Source organism: Pseudopedobacter beijingensis (assembly GCF_042678145.1).
Taxonomy (GTDB): domain Bacteria; phylum Bacteroidota; class Bacteroidia; order Sphingobacteriales; family Sphingobacteriaceae; genus Pseudopedobacter; species Pseudopedobacter beijingensis.
In genome coordinates this window covers 69,677-95,818 of the sequence record NZ_JBHUDG010000049.1, presented here as the reverse complement: position 1 = coordinate 95,818, position 26,142 = coordinate 69,677, and the positions used below count along the sequence as shown (strand labels likewise).

Below are 26,142 nucleotides of genomic sequence, written 5' to 3'. Positions count from 1 at the left end.
AGGAATGTCATATTGAGCGGAGTCGAAATATGTCTTGAATGGTACTATACAGGCTTCGACTCCGCTCAGCCTGACAAAAAAAACACTAATTTGAGACAGCCTTTAGAATCATAAAGCTTTCATGATTTATGAAAAGAGATGGAAGTTTTGGGTGGTTTTTCAGAACAACAGAAACTTTAGCAAAAAGCGGAGACAATAGTAAAAACTTTGATTCCGCTTTTTCTTTATCTGACATAGCTTTAGCAATAGGCTATAGATTGCCCTCTCCCTATTTTAATACAACCGATGTCATTGTTAATGAACCTCCAACAGGAATATCATTTAAAAAGCTGATCTCATCTTTCTCATCCTGAACGGCCAATGAATAAAGCAAAGGCAGATAGTGCTCAGGCGATGGGATAGCGTAGTTTCCTGCCAATCCAAAATGCTGATAATTTATCAGTTCCTGATGTTTTTTTGCGACAATCAGGTCTTTCATCTTTTCGTTTATCTCTAATGCCCAATCGTAACCAAAGCCAGGCTCCAGCATATTGTCCCAGGCTATCATTCTCAGGTTATGAACCATGTTTCCACTACCAATAATTAATATTCCTTTTTTTCGTAGTATCTGTAATTCTCTGGCCAGTTCGTAATGATAGTGTGCTGGTTTTGAATAATCGAGGCTGAGCTGTAAAACCGGAATATCTGCATTGGGATAAAGATGTCTTACCACACTCCAATTGCCATGGTCTAATCCCCATACCTGATCCAGTTCAACTTCGGTAAAGTGATTTAATACTCCGCTGATATATTCTGCCAGTTCGGGATCTCCCTGCGCAGGGTATTGTACCTCAAATAAAGCTTTGGGAAACCCACCAAAATCGTGTATAGTTCTGGGGTGTTCCATTGCCGTGACTTTGGTCCCTTTTGTTTCCCAATGTGCTGATATTACCAAAATGGCTCGTGGTTTAGGAATTTCTAATGCCAGTTTACGCCAGTTTTGTACAAATATATTCTCATCAATGGCATTCATTGGACTCCCATGTCCCAGGAATAAAGCAGGCATCTTTTCTGTTTCCGAAAGATTTTGCTGCCATTGATATAGTTTTTTTAAAGATTCCATTTTTGTGGGTTTAATACGCTGCAGTAAATCTTTCCTGATGATGTTGCGGATGCTCTATTTCATCAAAAATAACTACAGCTAAATCTTCTACAGATAGTCTTGAGCGGTTTTCTGTGTCAAATACAGGTTGGTCTTTACCTAATCGGTATTGAGTTGTTCTTCCTGTTTTTACATCCGGAGACATCTCAAACGCAGGACTAAAAAACACCCAGTCCAAATCTTTGTTTGTGGTTAGGGAATTAAGATAATCTCTTGCAGCAGTGGCCCCTGGTTTTATTTGTTCAGGAAAGTCAGGTGTATCTACAGCTTGTAGGTTGTCGGCTACAAAAAGACTTCCTGCTCCGCCAATTACAATATAACGTTTAATCCCGGCATTTGTTACAGCTTTTTCTATTGCCTTAGAACCTGCTATAAAATCAGCATAAATATTGGGATTTGTCCAACCGGCATTATAAGCACTTATAACTACATCGCTACCTTTTATGGCGTCAGTAAGTTTTTGGGTATCAAGAACGTTTACAGCAATCTTTTCTACCCATTTTTCATTGGTAGGGATGTTTTCTGCGTTTCTTGCTATGGCTTTTACGCTCAATTCTCTAATGATAGCTTCATTTACCAGGCTTTTACCTACAAAACCGGATGCTCCTATGATTGATATTTTCATAAATATAAAGAATAAATGTAATTATTTTTGTTACAGTTTTGATTAAAAAAAATTATTCGAATTCTTTACAGAAATCTTCTAAAGTTTTGTTTTTAAGTTCTTGTAGTAATGCAATTTCAGCATCGGCATATACTTTGTTTAAACGTTTGTTTATTTGTTTACCAACAGGACAATTAGGGTTTGGTTCGTTTTTAGCAAAAGAAAATACGCTGTCTTTGTATATGCTTTTGAAAATTACCGCTAAATCTATTTTGGAAGCATCTTTTGCTAAAAAACAGCCGCCATTTTTTCCCTCTCTACTATTAACTAATCCGGTTTTTTTAAGTTCTGCTATTTCCTTTCTAACCAGTACAGGGTTAATATTAATGCTGGAAGCAATGTACTCAGAAGAAAGTAAAGCTTCTTTGCTTAACCTTAGTAGGGTTAAAATATGTATGGCTATAGCAAATCGTCCGTTGTTCATTTTTAATTGTAATCTTTTTTATTACAGTTAAAATGTAGAGATATTAAAATTTCTGAAAGAAAAAGATGAGTTAAAAAAACTTTGAAATGACAAACTTTAATATGATTTATTCTCTTTCTCCGCTTTTTTGTCAAAGTAGGTGCCTATTCCGAGACCTATTCCCAAACCTATAAATATGCCTAGTAAAGAGGTAATAAAGAAAGAATAAGGTATGCCAAAACCTATACCTATAATTGTCCAGATGATAGAGTGGTAACCTACGGGAACTAATCGGTAATTTCTTTTGAGATAAGACTTTAATGTTCTGATGCTCTTGTAATAAGGTTTAAGGTTTGTTTTAGTAAGTGTAGAGGTATTATTAGGTATTAAACTTATAGAGCGGTCTACTAGTCGTTTTAGTACATCAATTTGATCATCTTCATTAACGAAAGGCGTTACCTTATTCAATGCTCTGCAGATAATATCCAGATTCAGTCTTTTGAAATCTGCTTCGCCAATTTTTTCCTGAACCTTGTTTAGTTGAGAGAAAATTTGTCTTTTCCAGGTATTAAAGTCGTTCGTTTTCATAATACTAGCCATTCTTTTTCAGACCGAATATTTTAGCCATTAATTTATACGATTCAAACCTGTCTTGGGCATCCATGGTATAGGTAGATATAATTACTTCGTTAGTATCTACGTTTTTACATAGTTCTTCTATGTTCTTCTTTACACTATCTGGTGTGCCAATAATCATTCTTTTTCGGTTTTTGTCGATACGTTGTAAATCATAATCGCTATATTCTACATCCCTGATATCGTTATAATCAAATTGCTGATTATAGAGCCCCTTTTCAAAACTCAGTAATCTGTAATCCATATAGGCCTGTACTTGTTTTACTTTTTTTTCGTCTTCGGAACAAAATCCAAAAATACCTATACTGGTTTGTGGTGCAGCTAATTCTGCTGATGGACTAAATCTTTCTTTATAAGTTTTTATAGCTTCAGCGGCTCCAATAGGATTGATAAATTGAGCAAAAGAACAGGCTATGCCCATATATGCTGCTATAATGGCACTTTCCCCGCTCGAGGTTAAAATCCATAAATCTGGAGAAGTATTGATGGAGGGGATTGCCTTCACCATCATTTCAGATATTCCATCAATGGGTTCTTCGTTCAGGAAGCTTCTGATATCTTTGAGTTGCTGAAGATATTGCTGCGGATCAAAATTGTTAGAAGGATTAAGTAAGTGTGCTGTTAAACGATCACCTCCTGGTGCCCGACCCATGCCCAAATCTATTCTGTTGGGATACAATGCTTCTAATACCCTGAAGTTTTCGGCTACTCTTAATGTGCTGTGGTTAGGCATCATCATGCCGCCAGAACCCAAACGGATATTTTTAGTTTCAGCTCCTAAACGAGCAATCAGTACTTCTGGGGAACCTGTGGCTAGCATCACCGAATTATGGTGTTCGCTTAACCAATACCTGGTATAGCCAAGTTCATCGGTAAGTTTGGCCAACTGGATGGTCTCTTGTAAAGAAGCATTGGCATTACTTCCTTTTCGTACAGGAGTCTGATCTAGTACACTAAGTTTAATATCCATATATCAAAATTAACTAATATACGATGAGCCAGTAGAATGAATAAAGTCATACTTTGAATTCTGACTGATTGATGACCTTTATAAGGACGAATAAAGGCATGTTCTTTGATAGATTAATGCTTCATCAATACCAAATATTATGAAACATCAACCTAAAAACAATCAAGCGGACAAGGACACGCAGGGGCAAACAACTTCTAACAGGGGATTTGTAAGTGTGAAAGAGATTAAAGGGCATCAGGTTCCTAATGCAAGCAGTGCGTCTAATGCGAACCGGGAGAGGAGGCCAAGCCAGAGAAAAAGAGAGAACAACGATGAATAAAAAAAGCCGGGAATTATTTGTTCCCGGCTTTTTTATGCTTATTCTCCAGCATCTTCGCTGTAAGATATCTTTTTTACGTGTTTGTCTATTTCCCAGCGTCCTGTTCCTTCTTCTCCTATTACATCGAATAATTCCAGAGCCCTTCTGGCTTTATATTCTTCTTCTCTTTGCTCTTTAAAGAACCAATTCAGGAATTCTAATGTTACATAGTCTTGCTCTTTGTGGCATTTAGCGGCTATGTTTTTGAATGATTGTGTGATGGCTATTTCTGCTTCTAAGGCATCTTCAAAAACTTCTCTGAAAGAGCTGAATTCTACTTTAATATTACTGATTTCAGGAGATATAGCTGTTCCACCCATGTCTGCTACATAATGAAAGATCTTCATTTGATGATGTCTTTCTTCATCAGATTGCTTGTAGAAATATTCTGCTGAATAATCGTAGCCGTTTCTATCGCACCATGATGCCATAGATAAATATAATGATGCTGAAATAGCTTCCTTTTTAATTTGTTGGTTAAGTAGGTTTTCTATCTCTGTAGATAGTAAACTTTTGATACGAACTAAATCTTTCATGTGGTTATCTTTAAATCGTTTAATCCAAAGATAGGTATAGAAAAAGCTAATAGGATGGGGAAATGTTAATTTGGAGTTAATCTAAGTATGGTTATAGTACTATTCTGCTGAGTCTATCTGTAACGATACTGTTTAGTTCAAACATGGCAAAAGTACCATTTAAAAGATCTTTGAGGTTTAGTATTTCCTGAATATCTAACACGAAACATTCTTCGGCACCACATAAAAATATGATTTCTATCCCCGGGTGATCTACGTCTGTCATTCTAACCAAATCTATCTGATCCACGACTCTTTTTAGTCTTTGCAAGCAAGCCAATTTGTATTTAGCTTTTCTGCCGGAAAAATTGAGGTATATGCAATTCTCTTTGTCAGATTGGTGAACTGTTCCAAAAGGAGTAGAGAAAATCTCTTCTGGCTCACATCTTTCTAAAGTTGAATTGATAATTTCCATGACGGCACAAATATGCATCTTGTTTAGAAATAATCCAAATAAAAAACAAATGATTTTAGAAAGGTTTAGTGAATGAGGGAGTATATGGAATAAAATGGGGTTATTTTATTCTGACTTTATAAGTTTCCTGAACATAAAGGACATTTATCACCATGTCCTTTATGTTTTTAGGTTGTATTTTAGCCTTTTATTTCGAAATGGCTTAGGTTAACAAATTGTTGTACCCGGTTTGAGATTTCTTCTTGTGTAAGGTTTTTTATACGTTCGATTCCAAATTTCTCCACACAGAAAGATGCTAATGCAGAACCAAATATAATTGCATTTTTCATGTTGTTAAAGTTGATGGTTCCCACTTGTGCAAGATAGCCTATAAAACCACCAGCAAATGTATCGCCAGCACCTGTTGGATCAAATACGTCGGCAAGTGGTAAAGCAGGGGCAGAGAAAATCTGGTTTCCATGGAATAATAAGGCACCATGCTCTCCTTTTTTAATGATAAGATATTTGGGCCCCATTGTAAGTATTTTCTGCGCTGCTTTTACTAAAGAGTATTCTCCGGATAATTGTCTGGCTTCAGAATCGTTAATTGTTAAAACGTCTACCAGTTTTATAGTTTCTAATAAATCTGTTAATGCAATGTCCATCCAAAAGTTCATAGTGTCCAATACTATTAATTTAGGACGTTTCTTTAACCTTTCAATAACTGTTTTCTGTACTTGTGGGGTAAGGTTTCCCAACATCAGGTATTCGCAATCCTGATAAGTTTCCGGTATAATAGGATCAAAGTCTGCCAATACGTTTAATTCCGTAACAAGTGTATCACGGCTATTCATGTCATTGTGGTATTTGCCAGACCAAAAGAAAGATTTCTCCCCTTTTTTTATTTGCAGACCTTCTACATCTATGTTTTTTGATTTGAATGTTTCGATGTCTTCCTGATGAAAATCATCACCTATTACTGCAACAATCTTTGTTTTGTTGTAGAAATAAGAAGCGGCTATACTAGCATAAGTTGCTGCTCCGCCAACTATTTTGTCTGTTTTCCCAAAAGGGGTTTCTATAGCGTCAAAAGCTACGGTTCCTATAACGACTAAGCTCATAAAATTTATTTAAAAAATATTTTGTACAAATATTGCATAATAAATTTAAAATCCCGAATATTGCAGTCCCTTAACCAGAGGGCCGTTTTTTAAAAACGGATTGATGAAATTCCCGAATAGCTCAGCTGGTTAGAGCATCTGACTGTTAATCAGAGGGTCGCTGGTTCGAGCCCAGCTTCGGGAGCAAATTTACAGATCGCAAGGATCTTGTTTATAAAACATATTAAATACCAGAATTAAAAAAAAAATTCCCGAATAGCTCAGCTGGTTAGAGCATCTGACTGTTAATCAGAGGGTCGCTGGTTCGAGCCCAGCTTCGGGAGCTTAATAAAGCCGATAGGATTTTCCTGTTGGCTTTTTTTGTTTAAGGTGACTTTAGAAATAACACCCTGTAAATCCGTTTTTAGTATTGTTTAAATCTCTTAGATACAGCCCGATGGATATTTCATGAGTACCATTGTTTTCCCCCCGGAGTTTGTTTAAAGAGTAGTCAAATGAATAACCTATTCTTAATTTTTGTGTAGGGAATATTTCCATCATAATACCTGTGGCACTTGATTTTTGCAAATCTTTCTGCAGGTTTGATTTATCATATAATTTTACTCCGGTTCTGTACATTGCGCCAAGCCATATTTTTTCCCTTAACAGGATGAAGCCGTTTAGGTCTAAATTGGTAGGGCCTCCAAAATCGTCTTTAAGCAATGCTATAGGTTTGAGTATAATATCGTCAGATACATTTAATATCATGCCGCCTAGCAAATATAAATGAGGTTTTAAACCAATATACCAGTCACTTTTCTTTTTGCCAAAAGAGAAATTAGAAAGGATATTACTGGCAGATATTCCTGTAAAAAATGTTGCATTAGAAAACAGTACTCCAAATCTGGCATCGGGTAAAAGGTTTGATTGTGATGATATGGGTATATAATCGTCTCCCGAATCATTTGGGTCAAATAAATTTCCATTTAATGAGGTTTGTAAGAAACCAGCGTTTATACCAAAGGAAATTTTGCTATTCTCCTGGTTGAGGTATACGTGATAAGCATATCCACCATAAATACTTAAATCGTTTTGTACGCCTATTTTGTCTTTATTAACCATTAAAGACAATCCTACTTTTTCATTCATCAGTAACATATCTCCGGATAGGGAAAACGTTTCGGGTGCTCCCTCTACGCCTGTCCATTGTTTTCTATAATTGCTTTGAAGGTATATATTGTTTTTATAACCAGCATAAGCAGGGTTTATATGAATGGTATTGAAAATATACTGACTAAAATTTGCATCTTGCTGGGCACTTGCCGATAGGGAAAATACCAAACAGAAAAATAAAAAATAAACCTTTTTCATCATACAATTTATTTTTTGTCCCTAATAAGTGTAACGAAGCCTTTAAAGGTTTGCCATTGTCCGGCATCGTTTATGCGCAGTACATAGAAATAAGTGGCCTCATTAAGTCCATCACCTTTCCAGGTACCTTTGTATGGTTTTTGCTCAAATACGTGATTCCCCCATCTGTTGAGAATGGTTAACTCATTGTCGGGGTAATTTTCAAGACCTATAATTTCAAAAAAATCATTTTTACCATCATGATTTGGAGTAAATACATTAGGAATTTTAATTCCATATACCGGAATACTTATGCTAGATTCATTGTTTGAAAGGTCAGGATCCGGAGTTTCGGATTCAATAGTGGCTTTGTTAACTACCTGTCCCGTCGAAATGGCTTTGGCAATAATGTTCAGATCAATTTTTTCATCTTTGGATAGTCTTTTTATTTCCCATGTAGCTACATTAGAAGTGTAATTAAAAGAATGTTGTACTCCTTTAACCGGGGTAATTTCTTTTAACTCCAGTGCTTTGGGAAGAGTATCTTTTACAATAACTTTTTTGGCTACATCCGGACCGTTGTTTGAGACGCTTATCGTATAATTTATTTCGTCTTTGGTTTTGTGAGTTTTATTCTGATCGGTAGATTTTTGTATGGATAAATCAGCGGACAAGCCAAAGGAAGGATTGTCAACAACAGTGATAATGATAGCATCTGAAACGGATGAGCTACAGTTAACTGTGTTAAAAGCCATAACTGTATAGCTCCCAGCCTCTGAAACATTCAGATCTGAGGAGGTGGCTCCAGATATGATATTACCATCTTTAAACCATTGATAATATTGTGTGTTTAAGGAGTTCGCCTGTAAATTGATGTTGTCGCCACGTTTTATACTGACTTCTGTTAAATTGTTTTTTAATTGCGAAAACCCCGCTATTGATATTAATAGCAGGGTCTTTAAGATTATATATCTTAGGCAATTATAAACCATTTGTTTACAGCGTAGAGCTTCCTCCTCCTACAGATATGGTTGGTGTAGTTGGTTTGTCATGTACTTTGAATTCCATGTTTTTACTGTCGGCACAATAATATGTAGTTCCAAATTTATAGGCATACTTAACTATCAATTTGTAATCTCCCGCAGTAGTATAATTTGTGAGTGCATACGAAGAACTTGTTGCGCCGGTAATAGCAGTTTCTGTTGTTCCGCTTACACTATACCATTGGAAAGCAATGTCGGCATTAGTAATGTTGCTGTCGGTAATACTAACAGTTGCACTAAAATTTGTACTCGTAGCATCGGCAATACAAAAGTCTTTTTTAGTTTCTGTGATACTGAATGGAGGTAAGACATACACGGGTATTTTTTGTGCATCAGAGAGACATCCTGTCGTTGAATTTTTTGATACGATGTAATAATATCCTGTTTTTAAGTCTGTGCCACTAATCTGATTTCCTGTGATAGATAGGGGAGCAGGGGTATTGGTGTCATCTGCAATGTAGCTAACTTCCCATTCATGTCCGGGACTTGATGGTGTACCCAGATTGATGGTTCCTCCAGAGCATACGTATTGTACGTCTGCAGTTGTTTTAGGTACAACAGTTGCTGCATTTACAGTATTGCCTATTAATAAAGCCATAAGGCTTAATGCAAAAATGGTAGTACTAATTTTTTTCATGTTGTTATTGTTATGTGGTTTAAACTTTTATGTTGATGTTTTTTAGCCAAAGACAGGTTAGTGCTAAAAATGCCTGTATGGCATTAGCAAATTGTAAAAGGCGTTGATGTTAAAATGGAGATTTGTTGGTCTTTTAGCTAATTTCTAATAACCAGTAAAACAGGGAGAAGACGAAGAAATATTCGAGTATTAGAATGGTGTATTCAAATTCCCAAACAACTTTTCTTCTCTCTTTTCTACTGGCTCTTTTTTGTTTCATAGCCCTTTTGTACCAAAGCTCTATTTTTTTATCACTTTAAATTCTGTTCTTCTATTAAGTTGACGTCCTTCGGGGTTGTCTTTGCCATTGATCGTGTTTGGAGCAATAGGCATGCTTTTTCCGTAACCTCTAGCGGTTATTCTGTGAGCATGGATCTCCTTTTCTACTAAATAGTTGACACAAGATTGAGCCCTCCGTTGAGAGAGGTCAAGATTGTAGGCATCGCTACCAATACCATCTGTATGGGAACTTAGCTCTATGGTGATGTTAGGGTTATCTCTCATTAAGTCGGCTAAGAGATCTAATGCTATGGCAGACATAGGTGTTAGTTCTGCGCTGTTGAACTCATAATAAATGTCCTTTAGTACTATAGGTTTGTCTATCACCAATGGAGTCAGGCAATAATTTGTATTGATTAGGGTGTCTGCTTTTGCCAGTTCGGCATAAGAATATCTATAAATTTTTGAAAAATAATTGTCCTTTTCGATGGTGATTTTAATAGGTTTTGGACTATCTATCATAAATGAATAAACTCCGTTGTTATCCGTAGTTACTATTTTTGTTTTATTGGTTAACGAATCTGTTAGAGTAACTTTAGCGTCTACAACAGCATGGCCTGTTTCACAATCTGTTAATGAACCTTTGATTGTAATGTGCTCTCTCTTAAATTGGAAAAGCTCTAAACAACAAAGAGATTCTCTGTCTGAGCTGATAAAGCCTTCGTTGCCTAGTTTATCCGTAGCGGTAAAGTACAGATCGTCTTTTGAAGAGTTAAAAGGAAAACCAAGATTTTGTGGCTCAGACCAGATGGAGAAATCACCTTCACTTTCAAAGAAATCGAAACCGCCCAAACCTATTCTTCCGTTTGTGCTGAATATCAGTGATTTTGTCGCATTGTTATAATAAGGAGCCTGTTCATCATCTGTGGTGTTAACCATATTTCCCAGATTAATAGCTTGACCCAGAGAACCATCAGACCGGAGAGACGAGAACCATAAGTCATATTTCCCGTATCCTCCGGGCCTGTCTGAAGAAAATATCAGGTATCTACCGTCAGATGTTACAAATGGCTGTATGCTGTTATATCCGGATACGTTAATTTGCAGGCCTGCACTTTCTGGCTTAGACCACTTGGAGTCCATCTTTACAGCAGTATAAATAGCTTTTGTGCCTTCTTTTCTGTTCCATTTGGTAAAGAAAGCTCTGTTGCCATCTGGTGTTAATGCTATTGCTGCATTTTCATCTCCAGAAATTCCAAGGTCTGTTTTTATAATAGCATTTGCATTTGTGGAATTAAGATTGGTTTTTTCTATTTTATAAATTGCATTCAAATAGGGGGACTCTTTCTTCTTAATTTTAGATGAGCCTGTACTTAATACTTCATCTTTTCCTGAGACTTTTGTGGGGCGTGAAGAAGTAAAATATAATGCTTCTTTGGTTATTAATGGTGCATAGTTAGAACCTTTTGAATTGATGGGTTGTGACAACTGTTTCAGTGAATTCAAACGAGGATATTTCATCTCGTTAATTGCATATTTACAGCTTTCTATCTCCCTTTTAGCTCTGGCGGTGTAGGCATCATCTTTTTTATACTTATCCAAAAAATTATTGAAAGCCCCAATAGCATCCTCGTACTTATTATTGGCCCTAAGAGAAACAGCATACCAAAATTCCGAAAGATTGTATTTTTCGTCGGTAAAACCTTTAGAAACGGCATACCATTTTTCGGCATTGGTGTAATCTTTATAAAGACGGTAGCTTTCTGCCAAATTGTACACCATCTGTTCGGTCTCGTTTCCTTGTTTTTTGGTTTTTCCTTTCGAATCCGGAGTATAGGGTAGTTTTAATCCAACGCTGTCATCGGCAATGTTTAATGCTTTTTTATAATATTCTGCAGCAGCATAATATTCTTTATTTTGAAAGTATACATCTGCAGCTTTCCGGTAATCAGGGATAAATTGTGCCTTTGCATTACATGCAATCAGGCTAAGCAGTATAATTATATTTTTGAGTTTCATGTTGTTTTAGTTTAGGATGATCATAATCTTGGACAAAAGAAATTGGGACCTACTATTCCCTTTCTGCTAGTGAAAGAAAGAGAGATTTCCAATCCACCGTTATTTTTCGATACGTTTTTAAGTGATGATGTATTCATATCATAACTTAATCCTATAACCATATTTTTGATTTGCAATCCCAGAAAAGCAATTGCAGCACTTTCGAAACGATAATTACCTCCCACAAGCAAATCTGTTTCCTGATTTAACATAAATTCGGCATAAGCTCCGGCAGATGTTTCATGGGCATTGCCTTGTGCCATATAGAGTGCGTTTGGAGTGATACCTACATTGTCGGACACTTTTACCCGCGCTCCACCATGTACTGCATACCTCATTTCCATTTTTTCTTTATTTCCCAAAAATTTGTCTACCGGTCTGGTTAGGTGCGCTACACTGGCACCAGCAAAAACGTTAACCGACTTGTTTGGTGCTCCATCGAAATACATGATACCGGCATTAACGTCTGGAGTTAATGAAGAGCTGGAAGCCACATTGTCATAACCTGGTAAAGCAGGATTATATCCCATGGTAGGGTCAAACTGGTTGCCTAATGTCATTTTGGAAGCATCAAAGCTTTTGTTGATAATTCCCGCCTGTAACCCAAAGTTTAAGATGTTTAAACCATTAGAACCAAATCTTATTCTGTAAGATGCTGAGGCAAGTGCTGTTAGATAATTGAAATCAAGCTCGCCCGCTTTTTGGTTCATCACGGTTGCACCAAAAGCAAGTTGTTTGGTGGGGGCCATATCAAATGAAGCTGCACCGGTGTAAAAAGCATTGTTGAGATTACCCCATTGTTGTCTGGCGTTAATGGAAATTCTATAGTCCCCATCTACTACCCCGGTTAATGCGGGGTTTAATAATAAAGGATAAGCGTAGTATTGCGAAAAATGAGGGTCTATTTGAGCCTGTACTTTTGTGAAAAGCGACAGTGCTGCTATGAATATGATGAATTTATTTGCTTTCATGACTTTTATATAATAAAGTTTAAATACCTAAAGGGAGAGTATGACTTTGATCTATCTGATCAAAGTCACTGTACCCTTCTTAGTTGTTTTGCTTCCGTCATAGAAGCCGATATCTACTAGATATACATATACTCCTGATGGTTGTGCCTGCCCTTTGAAAGTTCCGTCCCAACCTTTACCTGTTTGGTTGCTTTCAAAGATCAGTTGTCCCCACTGATTGAATACTTTCATGTTTACTTTATCTAATGTGTTTCCGTAAATCAAGAAAATATCATTTTGTCCATCGTTGTTAGGAGTGAAAGCATTTGGTATAAATACATCGTTTCCTATAGGGTTATTTATATCTCCGTCTACTAAGGCAGATCCTGCACTTTGTTCACAAGCAGAAGATCCCAAAGCTCTTACAGAGAATGAAATTATTTCCCCAGGTTTTAAGCCTGTTACTGTATGGGTTATTCCGTTCGCTCCTGAACTTGCTTGTATCCAGGTTAAACCACCATCTATAGAAACTTCGTATGCCAGAGCAGTGGCTATTGCATTCCAGGAGAAGGTAACGCTATTGGTTGTACGGTCAAGCACTTTTGCAATTGGTGTATTTAGTTTTGCAATTACATTAATGGTTACTGCTGTTCTGGTTGTACTGGTACAACCATTGGTTGTTACCGCTTCTACATAATACGTTTTGTTTTCTGTGATATTACCAGTAGAGTAACTTGTGCCGGTATATATAGCTGTACCTCCTGTTTTATCGTTGTACCATTTGTACTCTATACCATTCACTGGATTATCAACCGAGATAGTGGTTCCCGAACCTGAACATACAGCGCCTGCATTTTGTACGGTTAATGAAGCTGGAGCAAGCGGTGTTGCCACTACTGTAACTGTAATGGTTGCTTTTGATGAGCTATTACAGTTTCCATTTGTAATGGCCTCTACAAAATATTGGGCACTAGCATTTAATGTTGCAGTGGTGTAGGTGCTGCCAGTGGTTAGCTGATTGTTATTTTCGTCATACCAAACATAAGTATGGTTAGCCAAAGGATTGTTTATTTCAAGTACTGCAGTACTGTTAGCACAGATTGTTATAGCACTTAGTTTTGTTACAGGTACAAGAGGTACAGTATTGACGGTAACAACAACTGAATTTCGGTCAACACTAGTACAACCTGCTGCGGATACTGCTTCTACATAATAAGTTTTAGTGCTGTTTGGGCTGACAGCGTAGGTTGTTCCGCTTTTTTTAAAATCTGTTCCTTCGTACCAGTTATAGGTATAATTAGAATTAGGATTGTCGACTTCTAAAGTTACAGATTGTCCTGCGCAAATGTTTATACCTGATGATTTAACGTTAGGAGCCAATGGTAATGGCACAACGTCAAAATCAATAGTTTTCATATCAGCAGCTTTTGTAGTACAATATCCATTTGCGGAAACAGCAACCTTATAGCTATAATGCTGATTGACATTTACTGAGATATTAAATATTCCATCCTGACTGCTTGCAACCAATGTTCCGTTTTCATACAGGTAGTATGTAGGGTTAGTTAACTGTAGGGCTGCGGTAGCAATAATCTCTACTTTGTTCTGTTGGTTTATACAAACGGTAGTGCCTGTCTTTCCGGTAACGGTCACTGTTCCAACTTGTGTAGTCGGACATTCGACGTTAATTTGAGAAACCTGGACTTTTCTTGACCCTTCGATAGTGATGTAAGATGTACTTGTGATTTTAGTAGCATTGCTTAAATCTGCATTGGTTTGTACCTTAAAGGTGAAGCTTTCACTTTGTCCAACAGGTATATTAGGAATTGTATGGCTAACAATCAAAGAATTTGCATCGTAACTTCCACCAGAATTTGGAACATAGCTGGTGTAACTAGGAATAAAGCTTTCAATAGTTGTATTATTAAGGGGTACATTCCCCACGTTTTCTACATTAATCGTAATTGTTAATTCGCTGTTCGGTTCAGCATCTCCGGATGTGGTATTAGCTACAATACTTCCCGAAACATTAAAAGATGAATTTTTAGTGTCTTTAGGCCCATCTTCTGCCGTTTTTGGATTGGATTCTGTGGGATCTGTAGGATCAACAGGATCTTTAATAATAGCAATGTTCCCAATTTTTGTAATACCAGTTAAGTCGTTATCTATTTTTACTTTTAGGGTAACATTTTTGGTCTCTCCAACCGGAACATCTATCGTCCAAGAGACTGTTCCAGCATTTTCTGTACCCAAATCAGATGCTTCAAGGAAGGTTGTGCCGTTAGGTAACTGATCTGTTATAGCTATATCTTCCAGTTTTACATTTCCTTTATTAATGACACTAATGGTATACGTGAGCTGTGATCCGGATACTATCATGTTGTTATTATCCAATCCACTAACTGTTTTGCTCACATCGTAACTCCTTTTCTGGTCTGTATCGTTTGGTGGTGTAGTTGGATTCTTAGGGTCGTTCGGCTTTTCTGGGTCTGTGATGGTAGCAGTATTGCCGATAGAAGGAATCCCTGTTAAATCACTGTTGACTTTCACATTAAAAGTAATGTCTTTAGCTGCACCTACACCTAAATCTATAGTCCAGGTTAACGTGTTAGAACTGAAAACCGGAGCATCTGTGGCTGATCCGTTTTCATAAGTAGTTCCTACCGGGATAAGGTCTACAATAGAAAGATTTTTGATGTCTATGTTTCCAGTGTTTTCCACCGAGATAGTATAGGTAATAATATCCCCTGGAGCAACTTTTGTCCCCGGTGCTATATTATCCTTTTTGCTTGCGGTAAAGTCTCTTTTTCCATCGGTGTCTGTTGGAGGAGTGGATGGATTTTTTGGATTACCCGGATCTGTAGGATCCGTAATTAAAGCAGCATTAACTATAGATGGTAAATTAGTTAAATTATCATCTACTTTAACTTTTAATAAGATAGTTGCGGTAGAACCGACAGGTATGTCCAAAATCCAGTTTACTGTATTGCCAGTTAAAATTCCTCCATGGTTATCGCTTACATAAGTAGTTCCGTTAGGGATGTTATCTGTGATAGATATGTTGTCCAGTATTACGGTTCCTTTATTTTCGACTTCAATTTTATAAGTTAGTTCGGCACCGGCATCAATCTTGCCATTGGCATTCAAACTTGTTGGATCCAGTGTTTTTTTAGCATCAAATGCTCTGATTTGTTCAGTGGCAATTGGTGTAATTTCTGGTTCCTGAATTTCATTGGTCGAACCTACCTCTATTTTAGCTTTGTTACCAATAGAAGGGATTGTTGTAAGATCATTAGGGATTGATACTTCAAATGATACGGTTAAATTATCTCCTGCATTTACTGAAAGGTTATCCCAGGTTAACGTATTGCCATTGAGAGAACCAGAATGGCTGGCACTATTTTGAACATAAGAGGTTCCGGTTGGGATAGGGTCTGTTATAGTAATATTAGTCAGGGTAGTTGATCCCGTATTGTTAATGCTGATATGATATGTTAATGTGGATCCCGCATCAATTTTACTATTGGCATTTAATCCGCTTACCGTTTTTGTAGAGCCGAAACCGCCAACCGATAGAGTTACAGCAGTGCTAGTTTGGGAGAAACAACCGCTAGTTCCTTTCACTTTTACTGTGTAATCTCCGGCATCGGTGGCAGCAGCATTATTTATGGTAAATTTATTGGAAGTTTCGGTGAGTTGAACTCCATCTTTATACCATATATATTCTAAGGCATCAGGTGAGTTGGCTGTAAAAGTTACAGATCCGCCTGTACCAATAGTTTGGTTACCTGCTAAGTCTATGGTTGCGGGTTGTACCTGAGTGACTACAAAGTTTATTTTTTTTAGACCTCCAGCTGGTGTTTCGCATATATTATTTCCTTTTAAACTGATGTAAAATGATTTTGATGCAGGTGCACCATTCATTAATAGCTTACCATCATTATCAAAAGTATAGGTAATGCCATTTTCTACGGTACCGTTTGTAATAGGCCTGGTGCGGTTTTCGTCAAAATACCAGGTAAAAACAGGGTTGGTAATGTTTGTACCCGATACCAGTTGCGGAGCAAGTAAAAAGTTATTGGGTTGACCATCATTACAAATGGCATTATCCTGAACTGTAAAGTCGGAAGCCTTTGCTGCCGGTGTAGCTATGATGGTTATTTTAGTTTGTTCAGATGCGGCATCAGTACATCCGTTTCTGTAAACAGCAACATAATAGGTGTGTGTTTTAGCGATAAGAGCATTTGTGGTGAATTCCGTTCCATTGTTAGCCAAACCAGTAGTAATAGGAGCTCCCGACTCATCAAACCACTTATAGGTAGCATTGCTTTCTGGTTGAGATATTGTGAGTTTTATTTGAGAACCTTCGCAAGTAGTTAATATATTATTTGTTAACCCTGGAGTAGAAACGGTTGGTTTTGGGGCAACTCTGCCTATTTCATAAACCTTCAAACCTTCCAGTACATTTGCTACTCCAACTCCTATAGCTACCTTTATTTTGTTGAAGGCTTTAGTAGTAGGATAGGTTAGTACATATTTAGTGCTGTTTCCGGGGAGTAGTCTTAATTGTAAGAAACTTGGGTTTAGCGAAAGAGACTCTGCAAGGTTATTGTCAGTAAATGTTTGAATTCCCATACTGTTTGTAATCAGGTTCAGATCTAACAAGCCAGGGTTTTCTTTTTCAATAACTAATCTTATAGAATCTTTTGCCCTACTTAAAGCAGGATACACTGCAGTTAGAGAAGTCTCGTTTAAAGCAGAAACATTTGCTCTGATGATGGCGGCAGTATTTTCGTTTCCATCAATAGAATTATAGGGATTTTCTACCCTATTTAATCCTCCTAATAAAATGCCATTGGCGCCATAAAGAACATCCAGTGGTTGATTACATATGATACTATTTCCCGGATCGGGTACAAACGATGCGTGAAAAACTTTTGCAGTAGTAAGGGCTCCTATCCCTAGTAGAGAACCTTCAGGAACTCCTAATTTTATTTTTACTCCGTCATATGCTACGCCGGGAATAAAGGTGAATTCTATGGTTTGATCACCGGATATTAAGTTAAGCAAGTCCTGGGCTTTATGTACCGATCCGACTTCATTTCCACTACCATCATTTTTCTTCTGTGCTCCATTTATGGCTTGTACGGTTAACCCCCCTAATACAGATAGCAGGTTACCTCCAATTCCTAACTTAACAGTTACAGGAGAATTTGGTGCTGGTTTTTTGTTTCCTGTAAAGCGTAGTCTTACAGTAGCTTCACCTCCTAGTTTTATTCCTAATACGTTTACGATGGTAGAATTTAGCTCGGTATACGTTTTTACGTCGCCATCTACAGCTTTTTGCTGATCAGTAACGTATCCGGCTTTAATTACGAGTAAATATTGATCATTACTCTTTTGAATATCGTTTGCATAAGTACGTATAGATTGCTGGGCATACGAACTTGCAAAAATAAACGTTAATAAGAGAAGAAAGAGGGTTTTGAGTGCCAGTGGACTCAAAAGCCGACTTTTTTGTGTAAATAAACTTTCCATAATGCGGTTGTTATAAGAAATATTAATTTCCAATTCTAACAACATGGCGTAGATAATTCTTAGTTTATTTTGTTCAAATAGTTAATCTGTTTGTTCATTCTGTTCATTCTGTTCATTATTTCGATTTCAGCAAACTATTGTAACAAAAATATGTCACTTAGGGTATATATAACCAAAAGCAAGAAGATGTGATGTAATCTAATTAATCTGGTTTTATTGTAATTAATTCATAAAAAATCATTACGTTCATTATTTGTTCATTTGTTATTTTAAAAGTATTATTTTTACGTAAAAGTTTTATTTGCTGAAAGTGCTGATTTTTTTAAGATTGAATAAGTGTTGTTTGCTTCTTGATCAATTATATTTTTACGCTATCTATGGACCCAAATTTACATTTGCTTAAAAAACATGTTTTGATGAAAGCTTCGATATCTGCACTTACACCGTCAGATTGTCGGAGACTTTCTGTGTTAATCAATAAGGCTGTACATAAAAACGTAAGTGAAACCACACTTAAACGATTATTTGGATTTGCCGAAACAAAACATAAATTTTCCAGATATACTATAACTGCACTCTGTGAATTTATAGGAAAACAGAGTTGGGAGCAATTTTGTGAGGAAAGCAAAAAAACTGAAAGCATAAAAAACAATGTATGGAATGTGCTTCAATCCAGAGCGAGATTAATTACCCGTTATACTTTAAATAATATAAAAAATAAGTGCTCTATCCCTTTTCCTTATACTATTAACAGAGAGTTTTCGGAAAGAGATTTTAATTATTTCTATAATAAAGAATTTGTATATAGTTCTTTTGTTTCGCAGGCGGGATTTGGTAAATCAGTCATGCTGGCACATTTAGTAGAAAAGTTTTTTATTACAGAAGGAGCTCCTTATCAAAAAGACATATTGCTGTTTATTAACCCAAATATGTTGCCCGGGTTAGAGAATCTGGATTACAATATAGAGCAATGGTTAGATGAGCAGATGGATGGTATTTCTACAGATAGCTTCAGCCAATATTTTAATGACCATCCTGAAGAGCTGGAAGGAAAGATCATTATCATATTTGATGGTTTTGATGACATTACTTTAAAAGATGAACCATTTAATAAACTAATTAACTCTCTTGCAGACTTTGTATCATTACATGCTAAAGCTTCCTGGATTAAGATAGTATTGAGTATGAGAACCACCATGTGGCTCAAGTTTTATGAAAAGATAAGACACTCAGCAATTATAAAATCAAAGTGGTATAAGGGAAATTATTCAGCAAATGATGATTTTTCTAACCTGCCTCCCCTTACGGATAGGGAAATCGATTTTGTAATTCAGAATTTTTCTCCGGAAAAAATAGAGGATATCAATCCTAAAATAAAAATGCAGCTCAAATCACCCTTTTATCTGCATATTTATTATGATTTGTTACAAGATGGACGGGATGCAAAATGTTTGACCGATTTGACATTTTACGAATTGATAGTCAGTTTTGTACATCATAAAATTAATCTTTCCTCTTTTTATACCGAAAAGGTTATCCTTCTGAAAAACTTTATCAATATAGCCTCCAAAAATCAGAAAGGCAATGCAGTATATAAAGTAGATATCCTTAACGATATCGTTAAATTTAAACAGGCGTATGATGAATTAATTCTTCATGGTATTCTGGTAGAAGAAAAACAATATGGTGATGTGCTTCCTGTAGAAATAGTGCGTTTCCAACAAACCCATGTTTTTGAATATTTTTTGTTTATAGAAACGATTGAAAAACACGATCGAAAAGTAAACTCAGAATATCTGAGGCATGTGTTAGAAGAATTTGAAAACTCTAATATTACTCTGAAATTATTGCAATGGACTGTACGTTATGTAGTTATTAACGATCATGAAGCAGCTTTAATAGATATTATCAGGATGAAACTACCTGTAGAAGAGAAAAAGTATTTGTTGTTTTTTATAGCGGAGATGTTGGAAAGTAAAACCAACGAAAAAGCAGATCATCACTTCAGAATTAATTCCCCTGATGTTCACAACGTATTTCTACAGGAGTTGCTGAACTTTGATTTTACAGATTTTTATTATAAGAACACCTTGAAGAGTTTGGCTTTGGCGAGTCCAGTCAGTGAAAACAAGCTTATTTATATGTCGCTGCTTGCTTATGTTTATTTTTTTGAGCTGGATATACTGCAATTGCGGGAAATATTTGGTTTAATGCAAGAGCTGTCAAATTTTGATTCGGCCTTTACCTTTAGTCAGATAAATGCGGTAGAACTTATTCTTAGTAGTTTAAGCTTGTCTTTAGACGATACAGCTGATGAACTAAAATTGGCCAACTTTATGAAAGGGAAGGATTATTTTGAACAATTATTTGAGGAGTTTAAACCAAAGGCAATTATCAGCTATTTGTCATTTTGTATAGTTTCTATTCTATATGGAAAAGTAGGCGAATTTGTTCAGCTTAATCAGGATTTATACAAAAAACATCCTCATATTGTTAAAGGTAGAAGTGGTTTTTCTCTATATGTATTAATTGTTTCTGCTTTTGTTAACTTAAGTACAGATAGCGGTGTATTAAAAAAATTGCTAAGACATATCAGTTTAGTTAAAAATAATATTGGAGATGGTTTTCACTCGTTTTTTTACGTGATGCTCTGTATGTTAATGACTATACATAACAAATTGTTAAGCAATAACGAACAAGCAGCCATATATATGGAAGAAGGGGTAGCTATATCTGAACTTAAAAAAATACATTCATTTGAAACCATTTTTTTAATGGTAGCAGTCAATATTTACGGGAATATGGGAGATATAGATAAAGCAGAGAAAATGTCGTATAAATTACACTGCTTACTGGAAGAAAAACGTATTTCAACTACCAATCTTATTGGTTTTTTCAAAGGAGTGAGGTTACGGGACAATAATCTTTTTATAAAATAACCTTATATTAGCCATTCAAAGCATTGCAACATTTCTGCATTTTAATTGTTTAGTACTCTTGAAAAATGTCTCTGAATTATGCAACCAGAAAAAGTGAAAAACAAAGGTCAGGCCAGGTTATTTAAAAATCCTGTACTGGAAAGCCTAACAAAAACAAGACCGTGGGTAATTTATATACTTTATATTCCGGTCTGTTTATATATGCTGTACTATTCACATACCAGTTTAGGATTCTCTATAGGTCAGGTTTTTAAAGTTTTTTTCATGGCATTGGCCATTTGGTCCTTATTTGAATATATAGCCCATAGGTATCTTTTTCATTTTGAGACAGATAGCAAATGGGGACAACGTATAGTTTATATTTTCCATGGAAATCATCACGAATATCCCAGAGATAGGATGAGGCTGTTTATGCCGCCTGTTCCAAGTATAATATTAGCCTCGGTAATATTTACGGCTATATGGTTTTTGTCCAAGCTTATTATGGGAAACCCTCATTACACATTTATGTTTTTTCCGGGTTTTATGATTGGTTATTTGGCTTATGTGTCCATGCATTATGCTATTCATGCTTATAAACCACCCAGATACTTGAAAGCCTTGTGGAGAAATCATCATCTTCATCACTACAAATATCCGGAAAAAGGATTTGGAGTAAGCTCAACCTTTTGGGATGTGATTTTCAAAACTGTCCCTGAAAAAAATAAATAATCTATAGCTAATGTTAGCAAAAACAAAAAAAGTTGTAATTGTAGGAGGAGGATTTGCAGGAATAAACTTGGCAAAGAAGCTGATGAAATCTTCTTTGTTTGAGGTGATTCTGGTAGATAAAAACAATTACAACTTTTTCCCCCCTTTGATTTATCAGGTTGCTACCGGATTTTTAGAAAATTCAAGTATCAGTTATCCCTTCCGGAAACTGTTTGCAGCTAAGCGTCTCAGGTTTAGAATGGGGAATGTGAAACGGGTACTTTTACAGGAAAAGCAGATAGAGCTGGATACAGGCATATTGGATTATGATTATCTGGTTTTTGCCACAGGTACAGAAACCAATTATTTTGGTAACCAAAACATCAGACAAAATGCTCTTCCGATGAAAACATTGGATGATGCTTTGTTTATGAGGAATACCTTATTGCAAAGGCTGGAAAGGGCAACTGTAACCAAAGACAAGCAGGAAAAAGAGCGACTTTTAACTATTGTTGTTGCAGGAGGAGGACCTACCGGAGTGGAGATTTCTGGTATGCTTGCCGAATTAAAAAAATCGGTTATCCGAAAAGAATACCCAGAACTTATAGGAGCCAAATCAGATATATACCTGGTAAATGGCGGGGCAGAATTACTTTCTCCTATGAGTGTGAAATCACAGCAATACACTTACCAATCTCTTGCTAATCTGGGTGTGAAAATATTATTGAATACCAGAGTTAACGATTTTAAAGACAATAAAGTTGTTTTAGGGAATGGAGAAGTTATAGAAACCGAAAGTCTGATTTGGGCATCGGGAGTAAAAGGAATTTCTTTTGATGGACTTCCTCAGGAAGTTTATGGGCCGGGGACAAGAATGCTGGTAGATCGGTTTAATCGGATAAAAGATTGTGAAGATGTTTATTCTATTGGCGATGCGTGTTTAATACTGGACGACCCCGAATATCCAAGAGGACACCCTCAGTTAGCACAGGTTGCCATTCAGCAAGGAGTAAATCTAGCACTCAACCTTATTAATAAAGAAAGCGCAAAACAGCAAAAACCTTTTATGTATAAAGACAGGGGATCGATGGCCATTATAGGTAAAAATAAAGCTGTAGCCGATTTACCTTTCAAGAATATACATTTTGATGGCTTTATAGCCTGGTGCGCCTGGTTATTTATACACATGATGTCTCTTTTGAATTATAGGAACAGGCTGAAAACATTATATAATTGGGCAGTAGCTTATTTTACAAGAGACAACTCTTTAAGAATGATTATCAGGCCAGGCGGAAAGAAACAGGAGGCGGAGCAGCAAAACTAAACTCTCTAAAATACCGTATTTATAAAACTGTTTTTCTGTTAAATATTCCAATTTTTAATCATTCTCTATACGATAAGATTATAGAACTGAGAGTTTAAGGCTTAAATACCTCGTTGAAAATAAAACTATATAGAGTATCTTCTTATACCCATGAGAATCAAAGACTATATAGCCTTTCTTAAAACTTTGCCCTTTTCGATATATCGTACCTACAATAGTTACCACCCTCATAAATCAATACCCATGGTAGATGTCTGATCGTCTATTAGTCAAGGCATTATTGCCCTTAATAAGGAATACATTGTCTGAATAGATACAAATTCAAAACTACCAAAAAGATTTTGTGTTATAATAAAATCCCCTTTAAAAGGAGATAAATGATCAGATAAATGTATTTAGATGAAAGCAAAAGACCATATTTGCAGAGTAGCCATAGTGGGGGGCGGTCCATCAGGACTGCTCATGTATAAACGACTTATAGAAAGCAATAAAAAATGGAATATAGATGTTTTTGAGAAGAAGCAGATTGTAGGGGCCGGGATGCCTTATAGTCGTGATGGCGCATTGGATGAACATATTACCAATGTATCTGGTAATGAAATTCCTTCATTGGTAACTAGCGTTGAAGACTGGTTAAAATCAGAGGATAGTGATACGCTCCATCGCTTCCATATCGATGCCGATAAATTTAATGATTACAAGGTATTGCCCCGGTTATTATTTGGTAGGTATTTATCGGATCAGTTTCACTTGTTAGAAAAAAGAGCTAAACAGAAAGGAATGCCTACAACCATTCATTATTGTGCTGAAGTAACAGATATTGTAGACTCTCCCGAAACCGGGCTGGTTACTATTGTTGTTAACCAAAATGAGCGTCTCGAATATGAAAGGGTAGTCATCTGTACCGGGCATTACTGGCCAAAGGATAAGGAAGATATCAGCAAACATTATTTCGAATCTCCTTACCCGCCATCTAAACTTACTATACGTTTAAACCATCCAGTGGCTATTAAGGGCTCTTCGTTAACAGCAATAGATGCGATCAGAACATTAGCCAGAAACAATGGTGTATTTCAAAGGGATGATAATGCTAAGCTAAGCTACCAGCTTGATCCAGAGAGTAAAGGCTTCCGTATAGTTTTGCATTCCAGAAATGGCATGCTTCCTGTTGTTCGGTTTCATCTTAAAGACTCGCATCTTGCTCAAAATGCAATATTGAGCGATGAAGAAATAGCAGAAGTCAGAAATCAAAATGAAGGTTTCCTACCATTAGATTATATCTTTCAGAGAATCTTTTTAGCCAAACTTGAAATGCAGGATCCAGAATTTTATGGACGGGTAAAACATTTGGATATGGAAGGGTTTGTAGAAGAAATGATGGTATTAAGGGAAAATGTACAGCCTTTTTTATTGTTGAGGGCAGAGTATGTGGAGGCAGAAAAATCCATCAATCGGAAAGAAACTATTTATTGGAAAGAAGCATTAGCTATTTTAAGTTTTGTGATGAATTATCCTGCAAAATATTTTTCTGCAGAAGATACAATACGCTTACAAAAAAGCTTAATGCCCTTAATTTCTATTGTTATTGCCTTTGTGCCTCAGTCCTCGGTATTGGAGATGTTGGCCTTACATGAAGCGGGAATATTAGATATTGTAGCCGTAGGAAATGATAGTGAAATAGAGATGTCAGAAGAAAAAGGAGCTGTGTACCATTATACTATGGAAGATGGTAAGGCAGTATCTCATCATTTTAAGACCTTTATTGACTGTGTAGGGCAACCCCATTTATTATATCGTAATATTCCTTTTCCCAGTTTAATCAGTAATAGAACTATTAGCCCGGCAAAAATCATATTCCGTAATCAGGCTAACGGCAAGCAGGAATTTAATGAGGGAAATAAAAAAGTAATACAGGAACAAGGTGGATTTTATTTACAGGTTCCCGGTATACGAATTAATGATTACTTTCAGGTGGTAGATGCTTACGGAGCCCTTAATGAACGAATTTATATGATGGCTGTTCCGTTTATAGGCGGGTATAATCCCGATTATTCAGGGCTTGATTTTGGAGAAGCGGCATCGGCCAGAGTTTTAAAACGCTTGATAGAGCATGAATGAAAAGTTTAAGAAACAAAATCTATCTCTTTCCTTATTATTCGTGACGATTCAATTCCTTTGTATCCCCACTTTTTAATTTCCTGCCCGCAACTTTAAAAAGCTTATATTTTCCTGATACTTCCAAACTGTATCTTAAACTCCCATATACCTGTTATTTTTTTTGGTTTTTGTTGCTCGAGTAGGAGGGCTGCAAATAAAACACCAAGACTACGAGTAGGTTAATAACATAAAACCATTTAAAAACTAAAAGTAAATTTGCACTATCGAAAAATATACCTATTATTGATGGTGGTTTTTCCATAAATTTTTAGCCAGCGGAGAGCATTATGGCAATTAAACCTATTTATAACGAAAGCGAGCTATTGATGAAAATTGCAGAAGGGGACGAATCAGCCTTCTGTGAACTTTTTGATTATTATCAAAAGTATGTGTTTTCATTTGGTCGTAAGTTAATGCGTTCCAATGAAATTGCAGAGGAAATTGTTCAGGATATCTTCATTAAAATATGGGAACGTAAAGAAAAACTAAGGGAAGTTGACAATTTTGGAGGTTATCTGAATATATTGGTTCGCAATCATTCTTTTAATCTGCTCAGGCAACTAGCCTATAGGCAAAAAACAGGGGCAGAGATGGTATTGTCTTATTCAGATGAAGATAACCATACCCAACAAACTATAGATTACCGCGAAACATTAAGAATATTAGAGGAGGTCCTTGATACCCTCCCGGAGCAACAAAAAACCGTTTATAGGTTATGTCATTTAGAAGGTCTTAAATATGAAGAGGCAGCAGCTAAAATGAATATATCTGTGGCAACTGTACATTACCACATGAAGCTGGCGCTAAAAAGTATCCGAAGTCATTTAATTAAGAACGGCTTATCCTATCAGATACTTTTATTTTTCTTTTTTGAGCTTTAAACCTAAATTACCAATATATTTAGACTCTGTTGAAGATAAACAGCTAATAAAATGTTAGAATCACAGATTTAAA

The 26,142-nt window shown here is 36.3% G+C and carries 20 protein-coding genes and 2 tRNA genes; 8 read left to right on the top strand and 14 right to left on the bottom strand.

Features of this window, described 5'->3' with window-relative positions; genetic code table 11:
- Positions 1–268: 268 nt before the first annotated feature.
- From ygiD to ACFSAH_RS17355, 5 genes are all read right to left on the bottom strand, one after another.
- Positions 269–1,102 carry a 4,5-DOPA-extradiol-dioxygenase gene (gene ygiD, locus ACFSAH_RS17375; RefSeq protein WP_379664016.1) on the bottom strand — a complete coding sequence of 278 codons (834 nt, stop codon included), beginning with the start codon at positions 1,100–1,102 and terminating at the stop codon, positions 269–271.
- A gap of 10 nt (positions 1,103–1,112) precedes the next feature.
- Positions 1,113–1,766 (bottom strand): NAD(P)-dependent oxidoreductase, encoded by a 654-nt coding sequence (locus tag ACFSAH_RS17370; RefSeq protein WP_379664015.1) that lies wholly within the window; start codon positions 1,764–1,766, stop codon positions 1,113–1,115.
- A 52-nt stretch (positions 1,767–1,818) separates the two neighbouring features.
- Positions 1,819–2,229 carry an Rrf2 family transcriptional regulator gene (locus tag ACFSAH_RS17365; protein WP_379664014.1) on the bottom strand — a complete coding sequence of 137 codons (411 nt, stop codon included), beginning with the start codon at positions 2,227–2,229 and terminating at the stop codon, positions 1,819–1,821.
- Between the two features lie 96 nt (positions 2,230–2,325).
- The gene (locus ACFSAH_RS17360; protein ID WP_379664013.1) at positions 2,326–2,796 is read right to left on the bottom strand and encodes a hypothetical protein; all 471 of its coding nucleotides are present in this window, start codon (positions 2,794–2,796) and stop codon (positions 2,326–2,328) included.
- A 4-nt stretch (positions 2,797–2,800) separates the two neighbouring features.
- Positions 2,801–3,814: an LLM class flavin-dependent oxidoreductase gene (locus tag ACFSAH_RS17355; protein WP_379664012.1), complete on the bottom strand. Its 1,014-nt coding sequence runs from the start codon at positions 3,812–3,814 to the stop codon at positions 2,801–2,803.
- A gap of 139 nt (positions 3,815–3,953) precedes the next feature.
- Between ACFSAH_RS17355 and ACFSAH_RS17350 the strand changes: the two genes are divergently transcribed.
- Entirely contained in the window at positions 3,954–4,136 is a 183-nt protein-coding gene (locus ACFSAH_RS17350) for a hypothetical protein (protein ID WP_379664011.1), read from the top strand.
- A 38-nt stretch (positions 4,137–4,174) separates the two neighbouring features.
- Here ACFSAH_RS17350 and ACFSAH_RS17345 read toward each other — a convergent pair whose 3' ends face one another.
- From ACFSAH_RS17345 to ACFSAH_RS17335, 3 genes are all read right to left on the bottom strand, one after another.
- Complete coding sequence (locus ACFSAH_RS17345) at positions 4,175–4,711, bottom strand: ferritin (RefSeq protein WP_379664010.1); 537 nt, start codon at positions 4,709–4,711, stop codon at positions 4,175–4,177.
- 91 nt (positions 4,712–4,802) lie between these two features.
- Positions 4,803–5,165: a hypothetical protein gene (locus tag ACFSAH_RS17340; RefSeq protein ID WP_379664009.1), complete on the bottom strand. Its 363-nt coding sequence runs from the start codon at positions 5,163–5,165 to the stop codon at positions 4,803–4,805.
- A gap of 179 nt (positions 5,166–5,344) precedes the next feature.
- Positions 5,345–6,265 carry a PfkB family carbohydrate kinase gene (locus ACFSAH_RS17335; RefSeq protein WP_379664008.1) on the bottom strand — a complete coding sequence of 307 codons (921 nt, stop codon included), beginning with the start codon at positions 6,263–6,265 and terminating at the stop codon, positions 5,345–5,347.
- A 110-nt stretch (positions 6,266–6,375) separates the two neighbouring features.
- Between ACFSAH_RS17335 and ACFSAH_RS17330 the strand changes: the two genes are divergently transcribed.
- Both ACFSAH_RS17330 and ACFSAH_RS17325 read left to right on the top strand, forming a co-directional pair.
- Positions 6,376–6,449, top strand: a tRNA-Asn gene (locus tag ACFSAH_RS17330).
- 65 nt (positions 6,450–6,514) lie between these two features.
- Positions 6,515–6,588 (top strand) — tRNA-Asn (locus tag ACFSAH_RS17325).
- Positions 6,589–6,640: 52 nt separating this feature from the next.
- Here the strand turns inward: ACFSAH_RS17325 and ACFSAH_RS17320 are convergent.
- The 6 genes from ACFSAH_RS17320 to ACFSAH_RS17295 all read right to left on the bottom strand — a co-directional run bounded on the left by ACFSAH_RS17320 (position 6,641) and on the right by ACFSAH_RS17295 (position 18,078).
- Positions 6,641–7,618, bottom strand: coding sequence for a PorP/SprF family type IX secretion system membrane protein (locus ACFSAH_RS17320; protein WP_379664007.1), 978 nt, complete (start codon positions 7,616–7,618; stop codon positions 6,641–6,643).
- A 5-nt stretch (positions 7,619–7,623) separates the two neighbouring features.
- Positions 7,624–8,586 (bottom strand): T9SS type B sorting domain-containing protein, encoded by a 963-nt coding sequence (locus ACFSAH_RS17315; protein WP_379664006.1) that lies wholly within the window; start codon positions 8,584–8,586, stop codon positions 7,624–7,626.
- A 4-nt stretch (positions 8,587–8,590) separates the two neighbouring features.
- Positions 8,591–9,274 (bottom strand): hypothetical protein, encoded by a 684-nt coding sequence (locus ACFSAH_RS17310; protein ID WP_379664005.1) that lies wholly within the window; start codon positions 9,272–9,274, stop codon positions 8,591–8,593.
- A 279-nt stretch (positions 9,275–9,553) separates the two neighbouring features.
- On the bottom strand, positions 9,554–11,551 hold the full coding sequence (locus tag ACFSAH_RS17305) for an OmpA family protein (RefSeq protein ID WP_379664004.1): 1,998 nt from the start codon (positions 11,549–11,551) through the stop codon (positions 9,554–9,556).
- 20 nt (positions 11,552–11,571) lie between these two features.
- A complete protein-coding gene (locus ACFSAH_RS17300) occupies positions 11,572–12,561 on the bottom strand; it encodes a PorP/SprF family type IX secretion system membrane protein (protein WP_379664003.1) in 990 nt (329 codons plus the stop codon).
- Between the two features lie 51 nt (positions 12,562–12,612).
- Positions 12,613–18,078: an Ig-like domain-containing protein gene (locus ACFSAH_RS17295; protein ID WP_379664002.1), complete on the bottom strand. Its 5,466-nt coding sequence runs from the start codon at positions 18,076–18,078 to the stop codon at positions 12,613–12,615.
- A 416-nt stretch (positions 18,079–18,494) separates the two neighbouring features.
- On the opposite strand from ACFSAH_RS17295, the gene ACFSAH_RS17290 reads away from it, so the two are divergent.
- The 5 genes from ACFSAH_RS17290 to ACFSAH_RS17270 all read left to right on the top strand — a co-directional run bounded on the left by ACFSAH_RS17290 (position 18,495) and on the right by ACFSAH_RS17270 (position 26,069).
- Positions 18,495–21,017: a hypothetical protein gene (locus ACFSAH_RS17290; RefSeq protein WP_379664001.1), complete on the top strand. Its 2,523-nt coding sequence runs from the start codon at positions 18,495–18,497 to the stop codon at positions 21,015–21,017.
- Between the two features lie 78 nt (positions 21,018–21,095).
- A complete protein-coding gene (locus ACFSAH_RS17285; protein ID WP_379664000.1) occupies positions 21,096–21,728 on the top strand; it encodes a sterol desaturase family protein in 633 nt (210 codons plus the stop codon).
- Positions 21,729–21,738: 10 nt separating this feature from the next.
- A complete protein-coding gene (locus ACFSAH_RS17280) occupies positions 21,739–23,031 on the top strand; it encodes an NAD(P)/FAD-dependent oxidoreductase (protein ID WP_379663999.1) in 1,293 nt (430 codons plus the stop codon).
- Positions 23,032–23,430: 399 nt separating this feature from the next.
- Positions 23,431–25,149, top strand: coding sequence for an FAD/NAD(P)-binding protein (locus ACFSAH_RS17275; protein ID WP_379663998.1), 1,719 nt, complete (start codon positions 23,431–23,433; stop codon positions 25,147–25,149).
- A gap of 326 nt (positions 25,150–25,475) precedes the next feature.
- On the top strand, positions 25,476–26,069 hold the full coding sequence (locus ACFSAH_RS17270) for an RNA polymerase sigma-70 factor (RefSeq protein ID WP_379663997.1): 594 nt from the start codon (positions 25,476–25,478) through the stop codon (positions 26,067–26,069).
- Positions 26,070–26,142: the final 73 nt, after the last annotated feature.